Raw genomic sequence first — 18425 nt, 5'->3', positions numbered from 1 at the left:
GCATTGATGCATGCGACCCATTGTTGTATCTGCGGTAGCTGCTTTCAAGCAAGTGTGCCGGCCATCACTGACCATACCGAATCTGTCCATTACTGATGGAATACAGTCCACCACCCCTATTCAAGCAAGGCGCGTCCGCCCGCGCCAAGGCGGTGATATGCACGCTGATGGCGCTGGCGCTGCTGATTGCCGATTCAAAAGTACACGCTCTGCTGCTGCTGCGGCAGGCGGTAGGCACCGCGCTCTATCCCTTGCAGATGGTGGCCCTGGTGCCGCGCGACACCAGCAATCGCGTGATCGATTATTTTTCTTCGCTGTCGACGGTGGAAAAAGAAAACCAGGCATTGCGCAGCAAACAGGGCGAGCGCGCGCAGCAGCTGCAGCAGGCGCAGCAGCTGGCTGCGGAAAATGCCCAGCTGCGCAAACTGCTTGGCGCCCAGCAGCGCTTGCCGGTGAAGTCGGTCATGAGTGAAATCCTGTACGACGCCCGCGATCAGTTCGCCCGCAAAGTCATCATGGACCGCGGTTCGCAGCATGGCGTCGCCACCGGCCAGCCGGTGATCGACGATGCCGGCATCGTCGGCCAGGTCACGCGCGTCTTCCCATTTACTTCCGAAGTCACGCTGCTGACCGACAAGGACCAGGCGATTCCGGTGCAGGTGCTGCGCAACGGCTTGCGCAGCGTCGCCTATGGCCGCGGCCAGTCGGGTTACCTTGACCTGCGCTTCATGTCGTCCAACGCCGATATCCAGAAGGGCGATCTGCTGGTGACCTCCGGCATCGACGGCGTCTATCCGGCCGGCCTTTCAGTCGCCAAGGTGATACAGGTTGAAACCAAGTCGGCCGACGCCTTCGCGCATATCGTGTGCGAACCGGTGGCGGGCATCGACCGTCATACGCAATTGCTGATCTTGCTGGTCGATCCTAATCCGATCGCACGTCCGGACGATGAAGCCGCCGTTCCCAACGGCAAAGCCGATATTCTCAGCAAGCGCCGCCTGACCGAAAGCACCCGCGACAAGACCAGGGAAGCTGCGAAAGATGCCGGCAAGGAAAGCAATCCGGAAGCGGCCCGTAAAAATCCGCAGGGAGCTGGCGTCCGATGATGCGTCCACATTACATTCTGTTGCCGGCCAATCCGCTGTTCATCGCGATGACCTTGCTGCTGGCGTTCCTGCTCAACTTGCTGCCCTGGGGCCAATGGCCTGGCGTGCCGGATTTCGTCGCGCTGGCGCTGGTGTTCTGGAGCATCCACCAGCCGCGCAAGATCGGCATCGGCATCGCCTTTTGCATGGGCCTGCTGATGGATGTGCATGAGGCCACGCTGCTCGGCCAGAACGCGCTGGCGTATACCCTGCTGTCCTATTTTGCGATCATGATCCATCGCCGGGTGCTGTGGTTCTCGGTCGGCGTACAGGCCTTGCATGTGCTGCCCCTGATGCTGTTGACGCAGGTGATACAGCTGGTGATCCGCACGCTTGTCAGCGGCAAGTTTCCCGGCTGGCTGTATTTTTCCGAGAGCTTTGTCAGCATGGCCTTGTGGCCGATCGTGGTGTGGCTGTTGCTGGCCCCGCAGCGGCGCGCGGTCGATCGCGATGATAATCGCCCAATCTAATTTTTGCTGCTGCGGCCAGTGCGGCCGATGCGGATTTGTTGCTGACCCGGCGCCGACATATCAATGACTGAATTTAAAAACACCGAACGCGAACTGCGCAATTTCCGCTTGCGGATTTCTGCAGCCATCGCGTTTGTGCTGCTCTGCTTTGGCTTGCTGTGCGCGCGTTTTGTCTGGCTGCAGGTGGTGCGCCACGACGCCTATGCCGCCCAGGCTGAGGACAACCGTATTTCGCTGGTGCCGGTGGTGCCTAACCGCGGCCTGATCATGGACCGCAACGGCGTCATCCTGGCCCGCAATTACTCTGCCTACACGCTGGAAATCACCCGTTCGAAAATCAGGGGAGATCTCGATCCCATGATTGATGAACTGGCGCAGGTGGTCAGCATCACGCCGAAAGACCGGCGCCGCTTCAAGAAATTGCTGGAAGACTCCAAGAGCTTCGCCAGCCTGCCGATCCGCACCCGCCTGAGCGATGAGGAGGTGGCGCGCTTCACGGCCCAGCGTTATCGCTTTCCCGGCGTCGATGTGCAGGCGCGCCTGTTCCGCCAGTATCCGCTGGGCGAAGTGGCGGCGCACGTGATCGGCTATATCGGCCGCATCAACCAGAAGGATGCCGACCGCATCGACGACAGCGACGATGCCGCCAACTACAAGGGCACCAGCTACATCGGCAAGGATGGCCTGGAAAAGAGCTACGAAAAGCAATTGCACGGCACCACCGGCTATGAAGAAATCGAAATCGCCGCCAGCGGACGGGCGGTGCGCAGCATGTCGCACGTGTCGGCGACGCCTGGCGATAACCTGATCCTGTCGATCGACATCGAATTGCAGAAGGTGGTGGAAGAAGCCTTCGGCAACCGCCGCGGCGCGCTGGTGGCGATCGAGCCTTCCACCGGCGACGTGCTGGCGTATGTGTCGCAGCCTTCATTCGATCCCAATCTGTTCGTGGAAGGCATCGACCAGCAAAGCTGGGACGAATTGAACAATTCACCCGACCATCCGTTGATCAACCGGCCGATGAGCGGCAGCTACGCTCCCGGCTCCACCTACAAGCCCTTCATGGCGCTGGCGGCGCTGGAACTGGGGAAGCGCACGCCTGCATTTGCGATCAACGACGTCGGCTACTTCATGCTGGGCGGCCATCAGTTCCGCGACGACAAGGTCGGCGGCCATGGCCGGGTCGACATGTACAAATCGATCGTGGTGTCGTGCGATACCTATTACTACATGCTGGCCAACGATCTTGGACCCGACACCATCCATGATTTCATGAAGCCGTTCGGTTTCGGCCAGCTGACCGGCATCGACCTCGAACATGAGCAGCGCGGCCTGCTGCCTTCGACCGACTGGAAGCGAAAATATTACAAACGCGTGGCGGCGCAGAAGTGGGTAGGCGGCGACACCATTTCGCTCGGCATCGGCCAGGGCTTCAATTCCTTTACGCCTTTGCAGATGGCGCACGCGGTGGCGACCCTGGTCAACGACGGCATCGTGATGAAGCCGCATCTGGTCAAGATCCTCGAAGACGGCGTGACGCGCCAGCACACCCAGACGGTGCCGAAGGAAAGCTACCGGATTCCGCTGAAGCAGGAAAACGTCGACTTCATCAAGAAGGCCATGGTTGGCGTTACGCGTGAAGGCACGGGCGCCAAGGTGTTTGCCGGCGCCGGTTATGATTCGGGCGGCAAGACCGGAACCGCGCAGGTGGTCAGTATCAAGCAGGGAGAGAAATTCGACGCCAAGAAGCTGACTTCGCGCCAGCTCGACCATGCCTGGTATACGGCGTTTGCTCCGGCCGACAAGCCGCGCATCGCGCTGGCCGTCATTGTCGAAAACGGCGGCTTCGGCGCGGCGGCGGCGGCGCCGATTGCGCGCAAGGCCCTGGATTTCTATTTGCTGCGCAAGCGGCCCGGAGATAACGACAAGGCGGCAGCGGCGGTGGCGGCGCCGGCTGCGGTGGAAGAGGAAGACGGACCGGCGCCGGCCGACATGAAACCGAATGACGGTTCTGAAGACAGCTATAAGCCGGGCGAAGCAACCTCGGGAAATCGGGAGTAACAGCAGATGGTCACCGAATTGAAAGCAGCAACATGAGCCTTGGCGACAAACATGCGTGGCTGCGCAGCATCAAATCCCATGTCGTGGTGTTCGATGCGGCGCTGTCGCTGATCATTTTCCTGATCCTGTCGGTCGGCATCGTTACGCTGTATTCGGCCGGCATCGATTTTCCCGGCCGGGTGGAAGACCAGCTGCGCAATATCCTGGTGGCGTTCGTCATCATGTGGGTGGCCGCCAATGTGCCGCCGCAGACCCTGATGCGGTTCGCGGTGCCGATCTATACGATAGGGGTGGCCTTGCTGATCGCGGTCGCCTTGTTCGGCATCGTCAAGAAGGGCTCGCGCCGCTGGATCAATTTCGGCGTCGTCATCCAGCCGTCCGAGATCATGAAGATTGCCATGCCGCTGATGCTGGCCTGGTATTTCCAGAAGCGCGAAGGCATGATCACCTGGCGCGATTATCTGGTGGCGGCGCTGTTGCTGGTGTTGCCGGTCGGCCTGATCATCCGTCAGCCGGATCTGGGCACCGGCACCCTGGTGCTGGCGGCGGGCTTTTACGTGATCTTCCTGGCCGGCCTGTCCTGGCGCGTGCTGGTCGGCCTGGCGGTGGCGGTCGGCGCCAGCCTGCCTGTGCTGTGGTCGGTATTGCACGATTACCAGCGACAGCGTGTGATGATGCTGATCGATCCCACCTCGGATCCGCTCGGCAAAGGCTTCCACATCATCCAGTCGACTATTGCAGTCGGCTCCGGCGGCATCTTTGGCAAGGGCTGGCTGAAAGGCACCCAGGCGCACCTGGAATTCATCCCCGAACGCACCACCGATTTCATCTTTGCGGTGTTTTCCGAAGAGTTCGGCCTGCTCGGCAACGGCGTCCTGCTGTTCCTGTACATGCTGCTGATCGGCCGCGGGATGATGATCGCAGTCAACGCGCCGACCATGTTCACGCGCCTGCTGGCAGGTTCCATCACGCTCATCTTCTTTACTTATGCTTTTGTTAACATGGGCATGGTCAGCGGTATTTTGCCGGTGGTTGGCGTACCTTTGCCGTTCATGAGCTATGGCGGCACGGCGCTGGTTACCCTGGGACTGGGGGCGGGTATCCTGATGAGCATCCAGCGTCATCGAAAACTGATACAGACATAGCATGGTTGAACTTGTATGCTTGACGCCAGGTCCATTAATGCTGTGCAATGGCCATCGAAATTTCAGGGAGAGTGCATGCTAGGCAAGCAGGGCGGAGAACATAAGGTGAGCGCCAACTACCGCGCAATCGCCCATTTGAGCATGCTGCTGGCGGCGCTGATCCTGGCCGGCTGCGGCAGCGCGCCGAAAGCGCCTTCCTCCTCGGCATTGCCTGCCAAGACGACCGCGGGCGTTCGTGGCGGGCCGGCGCTGCCCGCTGCCGGCTCCGGCCGCGGCGGCTACTACAAGGACGACGGCCCCGGCGACGTCACGCCTGAAGGGCTGCTGGATGTGCCGGATGCGGTGCCCACGATCGAGCCGTATTCGCGCACCGGCAACAAGCCGTATGTCGTGTTTGGCAAGACCTACACGCCGATGACCGATGACCAGCCGTTCAAGCAGCGCGGCACCGGCAGCTGGTACGGCAAGAAATTCCATAATCAAAAGACATCGTCCGGCGAACTGTACGACATGTACAAGATGACCGCGGCGCACCCGACCCTGCCGATTCCTTCCTATGCCCGGGTGACCAATCTGAAAACCGGCGCCCAGGTGATCGTGCGGGTCAACGACCGCGGACCGTTTCATTCCAGCCGCATCATCGACCTGTCCTACACCGCAGCGCTGAAGCTGGGCTATCTCGGCAGCGGCAGCGGCCAGCTGGAAGTGGAGCGCTTGCTGCCGGCGGATATCATCGCGCTCAACAAGCAGCGGCAGAACGGCACGCCGGCGCCAGCAGTCATGGCGCCGGCGCCGCAAGCCCAGCCTGAACCGCGCAGGGATGCCACGGCATCCGCCAACGTGGTGACCGAATCGGTGGACATGCCGGTTTTGACGGCGCAGCCATTGCTGCTTGATCCTCCCTCGGCCCCGGCCGCAACGACAGTCGCGCAAAGCGACGGCAACAACGCCCTGGCCAGCGGCTTCTACCTGCAGTTTGGCGCTTATGCGCAGCAAGCCAATGCCGACAGCGCCCGCAGCCGCCTGATGCAGGAATTGTCCGGCCTGGTCGACTCCCTCAACAGCGTCGCGGTCAATGGCCTGTACCGCCTGTATGCCGGACCATACTCCAGCCGCTCGGATGCCGACAGCGTCCTGCAGCAGATCCGCCAGCGCGCCAGCGTCAATCCGATTGTGGTGCAGCGCTAGGTTGCTCCACGGTTTGCGCAGCATCATTCTTCTTATGGAGAGCTGGTCAAACGGGCCTGCACTCCATGCAAAATCCCCATTTCTAACCTACTGGCAGCAAGTCAAAACAGACTTGTAGATTGTCTACATTTTCGCCGGTTGTAATCGAATGGTCACAAAACTTTCATACGCCTGACATATTTGACCGCAATACTTCGGCCATTCAAAAGCGTAATGGCGGTAACAATCATGGTCGAAATCAAAGGTTTGTCAAAGACGTTCCGTGGCGGCTTCCGGGCTCTGGACAATGTCAGCCTGTGTTTTGCGCAAGGCGAAATGGTGGCCTTGATCGGCGCGTCAGGCTCGGGGAAATCAACGCTTTTGCGTCATATTTCCGGCCTGATGGCGGCAGATAGCAGCGGCGGCACAATTTCCATCGATGGCCAGCCGGTCCAGAAGGACGGCCTGGTCGACCGCAATATCCGCGCAGTGCGCGCCAATGTCGGCTTCGTCTTCCAGCAATTCAATCTGGTCGGCCGCTTGCCGGTCCTGACCAATGTCCTGACCGGCGGCCTGTCGCGCATGCCGCTCTGGCGCAGCTGCTTCAAATTGTTCACCGCGGAAGAAAAGGCGCTCGGACTGGAAGCGCTGGCGCGCGTCGGCATTTCCGATCATGCCTATAAACGCGCTTCGGCGCTCTCCGGCGGCCAGCAGCAACGGGCGGCGATTGCCCGCACCATCGTGCAGAAGGCGCGCGTGGTGCTGGCCGATGAACCGATCGCTTCACTGGATCCTGAGTCGGCACGGCGGGTGATGCAAACATTGGCCGACGTTAACCAGCGCGACAAGAGCACGGTCATCGTCTCCCTGCACCAGGTCGACGTGGCGCTGCGTTTTTGTCCGCGCACGGTGGCGCTGCACAAAGGCCGCGTGGTATACGACGGCCCGTCCAGCGCCTTGACCGAAGCCATGCTGCGCGAGCTGTACGGCAGCGAGGCGGAAGACATCCTGGGCGGCTCCAACAGCCTGACCCGGCCGGCGGCCGCAGCGCCGACGCCGTTCGACAGCATTCCGGCAATGGCGGTCGCGGCCTGAATCCAAGCGCAATCTTTACGTACCAGCTCATTCAATCACATCCATCCTAATCAGGAGTTTCACATCATGTTTGCAAAATTATTTTCCGGCGTCGCAATGAGCATGGCGATGCTGGCGGCGACCGCTGCCCATGCCGACGACGCCAAGGTGCTGAACTTCGGCATCATCTCCACTGAATCGTCGCAAAACCTGAAGCAGGACTGGCAGCCGGTACTGGACGAAATGAGCAAGCGCATCGGCATCAAGGTGAATGGCTTCTTTGCCTCCGACTACGCAGGCATCATCGAAGGCATGCGCTTCGGCAAAGTGCAGATGGGCTGGTTCGGCAACAAGTCGGCCATGGAAGCGGTCGACCGCGCCAGCGGCGAAGTGTTCGCCCATGTCGTCAATCCGGACGGCACATCGGGCTACTACAGCCTGGTCGGCGTGCAGAAGGACAGCCCGTACAAGAGCATCGAAGACGTCCTGAAGAATTCCAAGAGCCTGACTTTCGGCATCGGCGATCCGAATTCGACTTCCGGCTTCCTGCTGCCGAACTACTATATCTTCGCCAAGAACAATGTCGATCCGAAGACCGCATTCAAGGCAATCCGTACGTCCAATCACGAAGCCAACATCCTGGCTGTCGCCAACAAGCAGCTTGATTCCGCCGTGTTCGCATCCGACACCATGGACCGCGTTGAAGAGCGCCAGCCGGCCGTCGCCAAGGAAGTGCGCGTCGTCTGGAAGTCGCCGCTGATCGCTGCCGATCCGCTGGTATGGCGCAAGGACCTGCCGGCCGACACCAAGGCCAAGATCAAGGATTTCTTCATCAACTACGGCAAGACGGGTCCTAACGCCGCGCAGGAAAAAGCCCAGCTGGCCAAGCTGCAATATAGCGGCTTTGCAGAATCCACCGATGTCCAATTGAACCCTATCCGTCAGCTGGAACTGTTCAAGCAAAAAGGCAAGATTGAATCCGACACCAATCTGAGCGCCGACGAAAAGAAGGCCAAGCTGGATGACATCAACCGCAAAATGTCCGACCTGGCCAAATCCTAAGCAATGACAAGTTCCGTACCTCTGAAAATGCAAACTACGTTCCCTGAGCCGCCAAAGCAATCGATTGGCCGCACGTTGTTCTGGGGCGTGCTGCTGGCAGTCCTGATCGCCTCCTGGAAGGGCGCTGACATGCGCCCGCTGGAACTGCTGCGCGACGGCGGCAACATGGGAACCTACGCCGCCAGCTTCTTCCCGCCTGACTTTCACGAGTGGCGCACTTATCTGCAAGAGCTGCTGGTGACGATACAGATTGCGGTCTGGGGCACCGCGCTGGCAGTGGTCTGCGCAGTACCGTGCGGCTTGCTGGCATCCTCGAATATCGCGCCAGCCTGGGTCAACCAGCCGGTGCGCCGTTTGATGGATGCGGCACGGGCGATCAATGAAATGGTGTTCGCGATGCTGTTCGTGGTGGCGGTTGGTCTGGGGCCGTTTGCTGGCGTGCTGGCGTTGTTTGTTGCTACCACCGGGACCTTGTCGAAACTGTTTTCGGAGGCCGTGGAAGCCATCGACCCGCAACCGGTCGAAGGTATCCGTGCCACCGGCGCCAACGCGCTGGAAGAAATCGTCTACGGCGTGTTGCCGCAAGTGATGCCGCTCTGGATTTCCTACGTGCTGTATCGCTTCGAAGCCAATGTGCGTTCGGCGACAGTGGTTGGCATGGTCGGCGCCGGCGGCATCGGTGTGATCCTGTGGGAAGTCATCCGCAGTTTCGAATACGCACAGACATGCTCGGTGTTGATCATGATCGTGATTGCAGTCAGCCTGATCGACCTGGTGTCGTCGCGCATGCGCAAGCTGTTTATTTAATTAAGTTTCTGTACGCATCCCCGTTGATGGCGCATCGCTTGCGAGGTATCGCAAGCCGATGGCGCCATTTTTTTTTGCGCCGGATTTTCGGCATGATCTTTATTTTCCCGTATCAATCCGACCCGGAGTAACGACGCATGACTTCTTCAACCGCCATCGAGCCGGCGCCGCATCTGACCGTGCGCCAGGCCACCCCTGACGATGCCGAAACCCTGGTAGCCCTGCTGGCCGACATGGATGAAGAGCCGGCGCGCGACGCCACGCTGGATGCCGACGGCGCGCGCCAGATCATGGGCAGGATGGCCGCCTATCCCTATTTCCGGGCCTACCTGGTCTTTGCCGACGACGTCGCGGTTGGCACCTTCAGCATCCTGGTATTTTGCAGCCTGACCCATGAAGGCACCCAGCAGGCCGTACTGGACGCCGTCGTCGTCAGCCGCGCCTGCCGGGGGCAGGGCATCGGTAGCGCGATGCTCGATCACGCGGTGCGGATTGCCGGCGAGGCCGGTTGTTACAAGATCGCGCTGTCTTCCAACCTCAAGCGCATGGACGCCCATCGCTTCTACGAAAATTTCGGTTTCAAGCAGCATGGCATCAGCCTGGCGGTGCCGGTTCCCAAGCCGGCATAACAACCGTGCCGGCTGCCATCCGGGGACCGGCCAGGTATTGGGAAATACAAGGCTCGGGAGCATAATGGGAGGATAGCCAGAGGAGACTGACCTTGCCCAATCCGCACAACCATCAACCGACTAACGAATTCATCGTCGCCACCGCAGCCGACGGCGCGCAGGTGGAGATCACCTTGCACGGCGGCCACGTCTGTTCCTGGCGCACGCCGGACGGCGTCGAACGCTTGTTCATGAGCCCATTGAATAGCTGGCGCAGCGATAGCCCGATCCGCGGCGGCATCCCGGTGGTTTTCCCGCAATTTTCCAGCGAAGGACCCTTGCCCAAGCACGGCTTTGCCCGTGTCAGTCCATGGACTTTGCTGGAGTCGTCGCGGCAGGTCGACGGCAGCGGATTGCTGCGGCTTGGCCTGCGCGATTCTGAAGAAACCCGGGAAATTTTTCCTCACGCCTTTGCGTTGGAGCTGCGCGTCAAATTTTCTGGGCAGACACTGAATACCGAGTTGATCGTTACCAACACCGGCGACCAATCTTTCGATTTCACCAGCGCTCTGCATACTTACCTGAATGCGCAAATTGCCGACACGGCGCTGTACGGCCTGAGCGGCTATCGTTATCGCGATTCAGTCGACGGCCGCCGCATCAAGCAGGCGGAAGAAGAGGTTTTGCACATCACAAGGGAAGTCGATCGCGTGTATTTTTCAGTCGACAAGCCGATTACCGTCAGCGGCCGCAAGCACAGCATCATCGCGACGCAATCCGGATTTACCGATGCGGTCGTCTGGAATCCATGGGAAAACGGCTGTGAAAAAATGGCCGACCTGAAGCTCGATTCCTACCAGCATTTCGTTTGTGTGGAAGCCGCTGCCGTCGTGCATTCGGTCACGCTGGCGCCGCATGCCAGCTGGGCTGGATATCAAAATTTGGAGTGTGTGCTGCTCGACTGATTTTTCTGTTGGTAGATGTTATCTATCAGTTGGCAGACACCAGCAAGTCAGAGCAAGAGTTCGAATCCAGACACAAACGTTGCTGACGTTCATCACTCAACGCACAAAAGCCCGGGCGTGGTGGAAAGCGCTTGCATCCTTGTCCCTAAGCAGGGATAAATGAGCAATACCGCTCGGATCATTACTGAGCGGTATTGCTGTCATCCCCATATAGAGTGGTGGGGTTAAGATATAAAATCTGTTTCGTTAAATACCAGGTATTTAAATTCTGGGCCGATGGTGTGGTTCCAAGTCTGTAGCAGCGTCAATCGTCCAAATGGAACTACCTACGCCGAAAGAACCGTTAAGTACCAGCTTTTTCCCTCCCATAGCCGCCGGAACATTGGTCCCCGCAGGTAGGTACAGGATAGTGATGGTTGCCGTCTGAGGATTGGCATTAGCCGCACTGGTTCCTACAGCTGTAACACTTTCCACCAATTTGCTGTTAAAAGTTGTTGCAGCGGGCAGACCCGTAAGATTATCTGGCCCGGTGGCATTTGTCACCGTATTAATGCTCCCATGTGCTGCCGCTTCGGCCAACGCCAGCTTCGCTGGCGCAGCTAAAGACAGCCCTTCAGAGACTTTGGCACGGATTGTGTAATCTTGATAGGCCGGTAATGCTAATGTCGCCAAGATGCCAATAATCGCCACCACAATCATTAATTCGATCAACGTGAAGCCACGTTGTCCGGATTTCACCATGTTAATTTTTTTCATTTTCCTATCCCATCAAGAGAAAATTTCGCGCGCGAGGAATCAGCGATTTCCTGGCATCAGAAAATCGAAAATGCCGACTGGCTCTGCGTGAAAAGCGAGGATGTTTGTCAGATCATCGACATTGCGTCGACAAATTTGCAAAAGGAAAAAGGCTGCTTCTTTGCCGCCGTCGATTTGATCCGACACCTGACGTCTGATGCCGATCTTGCTAGTGCACGCTAATGCAATATGGGATGCGACAAGACATGCTCGAGTTTATCGATAGCTCGTACTATTGAAATGAGCGGTCGCCCTAAACTGAGGACGAAAGTGATTAAGGTTTACAGAAATTTGTAGCGACAGTGATGAGATCGTCGAAAGATCTGCGCGTACATATGCGGGAGATTTGTGTCGGCTGCCGGTTATGCCAACGTTACCAATTTACTGCTTCTGCAACAGGAGCAGTCCGTTTCCTCGCACCTGCAATATTGTGCGAGATGCCGCCATGAAGCCCGCATCGGGAAAACAAAAAAACATCACCATCGGATTCATCGGCGCGCCCAAATTGAAAATGCGGCTTCGCCGCCAGCGGAATTTATCCTGAATGGAAAATATCTATCGAGTGGGATATGAGCGTAGGAGATAAAACCGTAAGCAAGTGCTGATTTATCCGACGTTTTGGCCAAAAGTGCAGCGGTAGTCATTAATGTACGGAATCGATTTATTGAGTGCGAATCACGTGCCTGCCTTCGTAGGTGATTGCGCACATGTAGGAACTTGCATGAGTGTGACCGCGATGAGATTCTCGCGATCGGAAAAACGAGTCCGATGTTTTGTGTAGCGCACGAGTAGGCGTTGGATTTGACGGTATGGAACATCAAATTGCATCGCCGTGTACTTTGGGGTGTCGTGGGAAAGCAAGAGAAAGAGGGATATGACGCAGTATTTGAAAATTACGTATCTATTGATGCTAGCCGTGTCTGCGATTACTGGATGGGTTCTTTACGAAGTCGGGCTCAAATACCCACGATTTTCTCAAAAGGATTCGCAGATTTTTTTCCTGATATTTTTTTTTGCTACGACTTATTTTTTCAGAGAGTTAGGCGCCATACGAAGACTTGACTGCTCTACAAGCATTCAAATTAGGGGTAATCCCTTATTCAAAATAACAATAGGAAAATTTATTCTGCTTTCTCTGCTCGGGACTTTCCTGTACGGGCGCTATGGGATAGATGGATTATTCAGTCAGATAGAGTTTTCGGTTGTGGTGTGTGTCTTTGTTGGAGCAGCTTTTGAATCTCATAGATATTTGAGGAGACCGAATTAATGAGCGTCGCAAAATATGTTGGCATGGGTTTGTGGCTAAAAAAGAAGACCTCTCAGTTATCTGATGCCTATGATCTATACCAAAGGACTCAGTCTGATGATGCTGCACTTGAGGTGGCTACAAAACTTGCAGAGATAGCCGCAGGAATTGGTGTCGGATATGTTGCAGGTGGTTTTGTGGGTGCCGTTCAAAAGACGGGGCTGGATCGCGTATTCGATTCAATTCGCAAGAACATGGCTCATGATGAGTATCTTAAAGAGCAAAAAATTTGGAAGGAGATTTCGGAAATCGGTGCAGAAGAAGCTACCGACGCGCTTATTGAATGGGGGCGGGATTATGTATCGAAAAATGGAACGCTCGACCCAGCGTTCAGATTTATCGACGATGCTTTAGGGATAGATAGGTGGAATGGAACTACTGGAGGCGTTGGTGGGGCTGGAGGCGGCCGTGGAGCAGCCGGCGGCATTGGCAGCGGCGGAGGTTCCGCTGGCGCCGGCGGAACTACACCCCCGCGACGTGATCCGCTTGCCTTGGATCTTGACGGTGACGGCGTAGAAACCACCAGTACCAGTGACGGCACGACCATTTTGTTTGACCACGATGGCGATGGTGTCAAAACGGGAACCGGCTGGGTTAAACCTGACGATGGCTGGCTTGTACTTGACCGAAACGGCAATGGCAGTATCGATTCTGGCCGTGAATTATTCGGTGTCGATACGATAAAAAGCAATGGCCAATTTGCCATCGATGGCTTTGATGCACTTAAGGATTTTGACGTCAATAAAGATGGAAAAATTGACGCAGCCGACGACGTTTTTGCTAACTTGCGCATTTGGCGTGACTTGAACCAGGACGGCATTAGTCAAGCGGATGAACTGACTACGTTGAGCGCGAATGATATTGTTTCGATTGAAGTGAATTCAACAGCAGTGCGTACCGATTTGGGGAACGGAAATATTCAGACAGCGGCAGGTATTTTCACACGCTCCAATGGCGCAACGGGCATAACGGGTGAAACAAATTCTACCGCAGCCAATCTTGACCTGTTGGTCGATACCTTTTACCGTGAATTCACTGATCGTGTCCCCTTGACCGATCAAGCCAGAGAATTACCAGGCATGCGAGGATCTGGCCGCGTGCGCGATTTGAGTGAAGCAATTAGTCTTTCGCCGTCCCTGGGAAATTTGGTGCAGGATTATACTCAGCAGGCTACACGGCAAGCACAACTTGACCTGCTAGGCAGCTTTATCGAGGAGTGGGCTGATACGTCTGATCTAAAATCGTTGAAGATGCAGGCCGACGCACTTTCAGATCAGGGAGTCAAACTTACTTATAACCTCGCCGGTTTGACCACAGGGACGGCGGAATATGACGACTTCATCCGTAAATTGGGAATAGTCGAGAGATTTATGGGTTTCACCTATGGAGGTGCGGGTGGCCAGGCGCGCTTTACGCCTCTGGATTCGACCTCGGGCAACGTCACAGTAACGTTGACGGCTGAGCAAATTTTCAGCATCTCCTTGGCATATAGTAGGTTTCAGACCGACATCTACGAATCTCTATTGCTTCAAACACGATTGGCACCGTATTTTGAGAAAATTGGCATAGCGCCCAATGGCAGCCAAAACATGTTTGATTTTGAACTTCTTGAGAATGCCTTCAAACAAGCCATTGCAGAGAATCCAAGAGATGGGATCATTGATCTTGTCGAATTTCTGAGTGCGGCTGGAGAAAGCCGCCTGAAGAATCTAAACTGGAACGCCATCGACTTCCTTGTCACCCAACTCAATCTCGCGCCTGATCTGGGCGCATTTAGCGAAGAACTGAGCAGCTGGACAGTTCGCTTCGCCGCCGCCACTGAACACAACCTCACCGGCACATCGCGGCCAGATTTGATCGTTGGCTCGAGCGGAGCAGATACCATCAAAACAGCAGATGGTGACGACATCCTGATCGGCGGTGGTGGAAATGACATATTGGAAGGTGGGGCGGGGGCTGACACGCTGAATGGTGGGATTGGCAGCGATGTACTCAAAGGCGGAGCTGGCAACGACACTTATGTGTTGTCGAAGGGTGACGGGATTGATGTCATCAAGGAGCCCTTTTTAGAAGAGAAGAATACCGATGTGGTGCAATTTACGGATGTGGCGTCAAGCGAAATTTTAGCAGTCATGCGTGATGGTACTAACTTGATAATCAAATACGGGACGTCTGATGAACTGACGGTTGAGAGCTACTTCTACAACAGTAACTACCAGGTTGAGCAGTTCATATTTAGTGATGGCGTGACCTGGACGTTGGAAGACATTGCAAAGCGGGTGGTGGGTACCGCTGGCAATGATATCTATACCGGCTTTGCCGGCATAGTGAACCAAATGCAAGGCTTGGCGGGCGACGATACGCTGACGGGCCGGGAAATGGCTGACACGCTGGATGGTGGTATTGGTAACGACACACTCGATGGCGGCATTGGCAACGACATCTTGTTAGGCGGCGTCGGCAACGATGTACTCAAAGGTGGAGCTGGCAACGACACTTATGTGTTGTCGAAGGGTGACGGGATTGATGTCATCAGGGAGCCCTTTTTAGAAGAGAAGAATACCGATGTGGTGCAATTTACGGATGTGGCGTCAAGCGAAATTTTAGCAGTCATGCGTGATGGTACTAACTTGATAATCAAATACGGAACGTCTGATGAGCTGACGGTTGAGAGCTACTTCTACAACAGTAACTACCAGGTTGAGCAGTTCATATTTAGTGATGGCGTGACCTGGACGTTGGAAGACATTGCAAAGCGGGTGGTGGGTACCGCTGGCAATGATATCTATACCGGCTTTGCCGGCATAGTGAACCATATGCAAGGCTTGGCGGGAGACGATACGCTGACGGGCCGGGAAATGGCTGACACGCTGGATGGTGGTATTGGTAACGACACACTCGATGGCGGCATTGGCAACGACATCTTGTTAGGCGGCGTCGGCAACGATGTACTCAAAGGTGGAGCTGGCAACGACACTTATGTGTTGTCGAAGGGTGACGGGATTGATGTCATCAGGGAGCCCTTTTTAGAAGAGAAGAATACCGATGTGGTGCAATTTACGGATGTGGCGTCAAGCGAAATTTTAGCAGTCATGCGTGATGGTACCAACTTGATAATCAAATACGGGACGTCTGATGAGCTGAGGGTTGAGAGCTACTTCTACAGTAGTCACTACCAGGTTGAGCAGTTCACATTCAGTGATGGCGTAACCTGGACGTTGGAAGACATTGCAAAACGGGTGGTAGGTACTGCTGGCAACGATATCTATACTGGCTTTGCCGGCATAGTGAACCATATGCAGGGCTTGGCTGGCGACGATACGCTGACGGGCCGGGAAATGGCTGACACGCTGGATGGTGGTATTGGTAACGACACACTCGATGGCGGCATTGGCAACGACATCTTGTTAGGCGGCGTCGGCAACGATACTCTCTATGGAAATGATGATAACGACATCTTGTTAGGTGGCGTTGGCAACGATGTACTCAAAGGCGGAGCTGGCAACGACACTTATGTGTTGTCGAAGGGTGACGGGATTGATGTCATCAGGGAGCCCTTTTTAGAAGAGAAGAATACCGATGTGGTGCAATTTACGGATGTGGCGTCAAGTGAAATTTTAGCAGTCATGCGTGATGGTACTAACTTGATAATCAAATACGGGACGTCTGATGAGCTGAGGGTTGAGAGCTACTTCTACAACAGTAACTACCAGGTTGAGCAGTTCATATTTAGTGATGGCGTGACCTGGACGTTGGAAGACATTGCAAAGCGGGTGGTGGGTACTGCTGGCAATGATATCTATACCGGCTTTGCCGGCATAGTGAACCATATGCAAGGCTTGGCGGGCGACGATACGCTGACGGGCCGGGAAATGGCTGACACGCTGGATGGTGGTATTGGTAACGATACACTCGATGGCGGCATTGGCAACGACATCTTGTTAGGCGGCGTCGGCAACGATGTACTCAAAGGTGGAGCTGGCAACGACACTTATGTGTTGTCGAAGGGTGACGGGATTGATGTCATCAGGGAGCCCTTTTTAGAAGAGAAGAATACCGATGTGGTGCAATTTACGGATGTGGCGTCAAGCGAAATTTTAGCAGTCATGCGTGATGGTACCAACTTGATAATCAAATACGGGACGTCTGATGAGCTGAGGGTTGAAAGCTACTTCTACAGTAGTCACTACCAGGTTGAGCAGTTCACATTCAGTGATGGCGTAACCTGGACGTTGGAAGACATTGCAAAGCGGGTGGTGGGTACTGCTGGCAATGATATCTATACTGGCTTTGCCGGCATAGTGAACCATATGCAAGGCTTGGCGGGCGACGATACGCTGACGGGCCGGGAAATGGCTGACACGCTGGATGGTGGTATTGGTAACGACACACTCGATGGCGGCATTGGCAACGACATCTTGTTAGGCGGCGTCGGCAACGATGTACTCAAAGGCGGAGCTGGCAACGACATTTATGTGTTGTCGAAGGGTGACGGGATTGATGTCATCAGGGAGCCCTTTTTAGAAGAGAAGAATACCGACGTGGTGCAATTTACGGATGTGGCGTCAAGTGAAATTTTAGCAGTCATGCGTGATGGTACTAACTTGATAATCAAATACGGGACGTCTGATGAGTTGAGGGTTGAGAGCTACTTCTACAACAGTAACTACCAAGTTGAGCAGTTCATATTTAGTGATGGCGTGACCTGGACGTTGGAGGACATTGCAAAGCGGGTGGTGGGTACTGCTGGCAATGATATCTATACTGGCTTTGCCGGCATAGTGAACCATATGCAAGGCTTGGCGGGCGACGATACGCTGACGGGCCGGGAAATGGCTGACACGCTGGATGGTGGTATTGGTAACGACACACTCGATGGCGGCATTGGCAACGACATCTTGTTAGGCGGCGTCGGCAACGATGTACTCAAAGGTGGAGCTGGCAACGACACTTATGTGTTGTCGAAGGGTGACGGGATTGATGTCATCAGGGAGCCCTTTTTAGAAGAGAAGAATACCGATGTGGTGCAATTTACGGATGTGGCGTCAAGCGAAATTTTAGCAGTCATGCGTGATGGTACTAACTTGATAATCAAATACGGAACGTCTGATGAGCTGACGGTTGAGAGCTACTTCTACAACAGTAACTACCAGGTTGAGCAGTTCATATTTAGCGATGGCGTGACCTGGACGTTGGAAGACATTGCAAAGCGGGTGGTGGGTACCGCTGGCAATGATATCTATACCGGCTTTGCCGGCATAGTGAACCATATGCAGGGCTTGGCTGGCGACAATACGCTGACGGGGCGGGAAATGGCTCACACGCTGGATGGCGGGATTGGCAACGATATTCTCAATGGTGGTAATGGCAACGACACCCTGAATGGCGGTGCGGGCAACGACATTTACCTGTTCGGCAAAGGCTCGGGAAAAGATATCATCAACAACTACGATTCTACTGGAACTGAAAGCGACCGTGTGATGATTGGCGCTGACGTATCAGAGAGCCAAATCTGGCTGCAGCGTACGGGCAACGATCTCCTACTGACGTTGATGGAAACCAACGACAAGTTGACGGTGCGAGACTGGTACAGCGGGTCGGCCTACCATGTGGACGGGTTCGATTTGGGTAACGGCAAGCATCTGCTGGAAAGTCAAGTCGATGCCCTAGTCTCCGCAATGGCAGCCTTCGTGCCGCCTGCTGCGGGTCAGACCACGCTCCCGGCGGATTACCAAACGGCGCTGAACCCGGTGATCGCTGCTAGCTGGAAGTAAGTCATGCGCCCAAGGCTACGGCGTTGCGCCCCATGGGTCTTGGCTT

General features: G+C 55.6%; 12 protein-coding genes. 11 read left to right on the top strand and 1 reads right to left on the bottom strand.

What is annotated here, in order from left to right; translation table 11 throughout:
• The first annotated feature begins 95 nt into the window (after window positions 1–95).
• The 10 genes from mreC (at window position 96) to KHU30_RS09295 (ending at window position 10504) form a co-directional block, all read left to right on the top strand.
• Complete coding sequence (gene mreC / locus KHU30_RS09340; RefSeq protein WP_211442396.1) at window positions 96–1106, top strand: rod shape-determining protein MreC; 1011 nt, start codon at window positions 96–98, stop codon at window positions 1104–1106.
• On the top strand, window positions 1103–1615 hold the full coding sequence (mreD, locus tag KHU30_RS09335) for a rod shape-determining protein MreD (protein ID WP_211442395.1): 513 nt from the start codon (window positions 1103–1105) through the stop codon (window positions 1613–1615). The genes mreC and mreD overlap by 4 nt, the downstream gene beginning before the upstream one ends.
• 63 nt (window positions 1616–1678) lie before the next feature.
• Complete coding sequence (gene mrdA / locus KHU30_RS09330) at window positions 1679–3676, top strand: penicillin-binding protein 2 (protein WP_211442394.1); 1998 nt, start codon at window positions 1679–1681, stop codon at window positions 3674–3676.
• Window positions 3677–3708: 32 nt separating this feature from the next.
• Window positions 3709–4821 (top strand): rod shape-determining protein RodA, encoded by a 1113-nt coding sequence (gene rodA, locus KHU30_RS09325; protein ID WP_211442393.1) that lies wholly within the window; start codon window positions 3709–3711, stop codon window positions 4819–4821.
• Between the two features lie 75 nt (window positions 4822–4896).
• Window positions 4897–6009 (top strand): septal ring lytic transglycosylase RlpA family protein, encoded by a 1113-nt coding sequence (locus KHU30_RS09320; protein ID WP_211442392.1) that lies wholly within the window; start codon window positions 4897–4899, stop codon window positions 6007–6009.
• Window positions 6010–6237: 228 nt separating this feature from the next.
• A complete protein-coding gene (phnC, locus tag KHU30_RS09315; protein ID WP_230411133.1) occupies window positions 6238–7083 on the top strand; it encodes a phosphonate ABC transporter ATP-binding protein in 846 nt (281 codons plus the stop codon).
• Between the two features lie 66 nt (window positions 7084–7149).
• Entirely contained in the window at window positions 7150–8124 is a 975-nt protein-coding gene (gene phnD / locus KHU30_RS09310; RefSeq protein WP_211442390.1) for a phosphonate ABC transporter substrate-binding protein, read from the top strand.
• A 27-nt stretch (window positions 8125–8151) separates the two neighbouring features.
• Window positions 8152–8931 (top strand): phosphonate ABC transporter, permease protein PhnE, encoded by a 780-nt coding sequence (gene phnE / locus KHU30_RS09305; RefSeq protein ID WP_407928050.1) that lies wholly within the window; start codon window positions 8152–8154, stop codon window positions 8929–8931.
• 137 nt (window positions 8932–9068) lie between these two features.
• Entirely contained in the window at window positions 9069–9560 is a 492-nt protein-coding gene (locus tag KHU30_RS09300; protein WP_211442388.1) for a GNAT family N-acetyltransferase, read from the top strand.
• Window positions 9561–9652: 92 nt separating this feature from the next.
• The gene (locus KHU30_RS09295; protein ID WP_211442387.1) at window positions 9653–10504 is read left to right on the top strand and encodes a D-hexose-6-phosphate mutarotase; all 852 of its coding nucleotides are present in this window, start codon (window positions 9653–9655) and stop codon (window positions 10502–10504) included.
• Window positions 10505–10765: 261 nt separating this feature from the next.
• On the opposite strand, the gene KHU30_RS25145 is transcribed toward KHU30_RS09295, so the two are convergent.
• The gene (locus tag KHU30_RS25145; protein WP_211442386.1) at window positions 10766–11260 is read right to left on the bottom strand and encodes a pilin; all 495 of its coding nucleotides are present in this window, start codon (window positions 11258–11260) and stop codon (window positions 10766–10768) included.
• 1305 nt (window positions 11261–12565) lie between these two features.
• Between KHU30_RS25145 and KHU30_RS25550 the strand changes: the two genes are divergently transcribed.
• Window positions 12566–18379, top strand: coding sequence for a calcium-binding protein (locus KHU30_RS25550; protein ID WP_211442385.1), 5814 nt, complete (start codon window positions 12566–12568; stop codon window positions 18377–18379).
• The last annotated feature ends 46 nt before the right edge of the window (window positions 18380–18425 follow it).

Source organism: Collimonas humicola (genome assembly GCF_018304945.1).
GTDB lineage: Bacteria > Pseudomonadota > Gammaproteobacteria > Burkholderiales > Burkholderiaceae_D > Collimonas > Collimonas humicola.
This window is presented reverse-complemented; position numbering and strand designations above follow the sequence as displayed.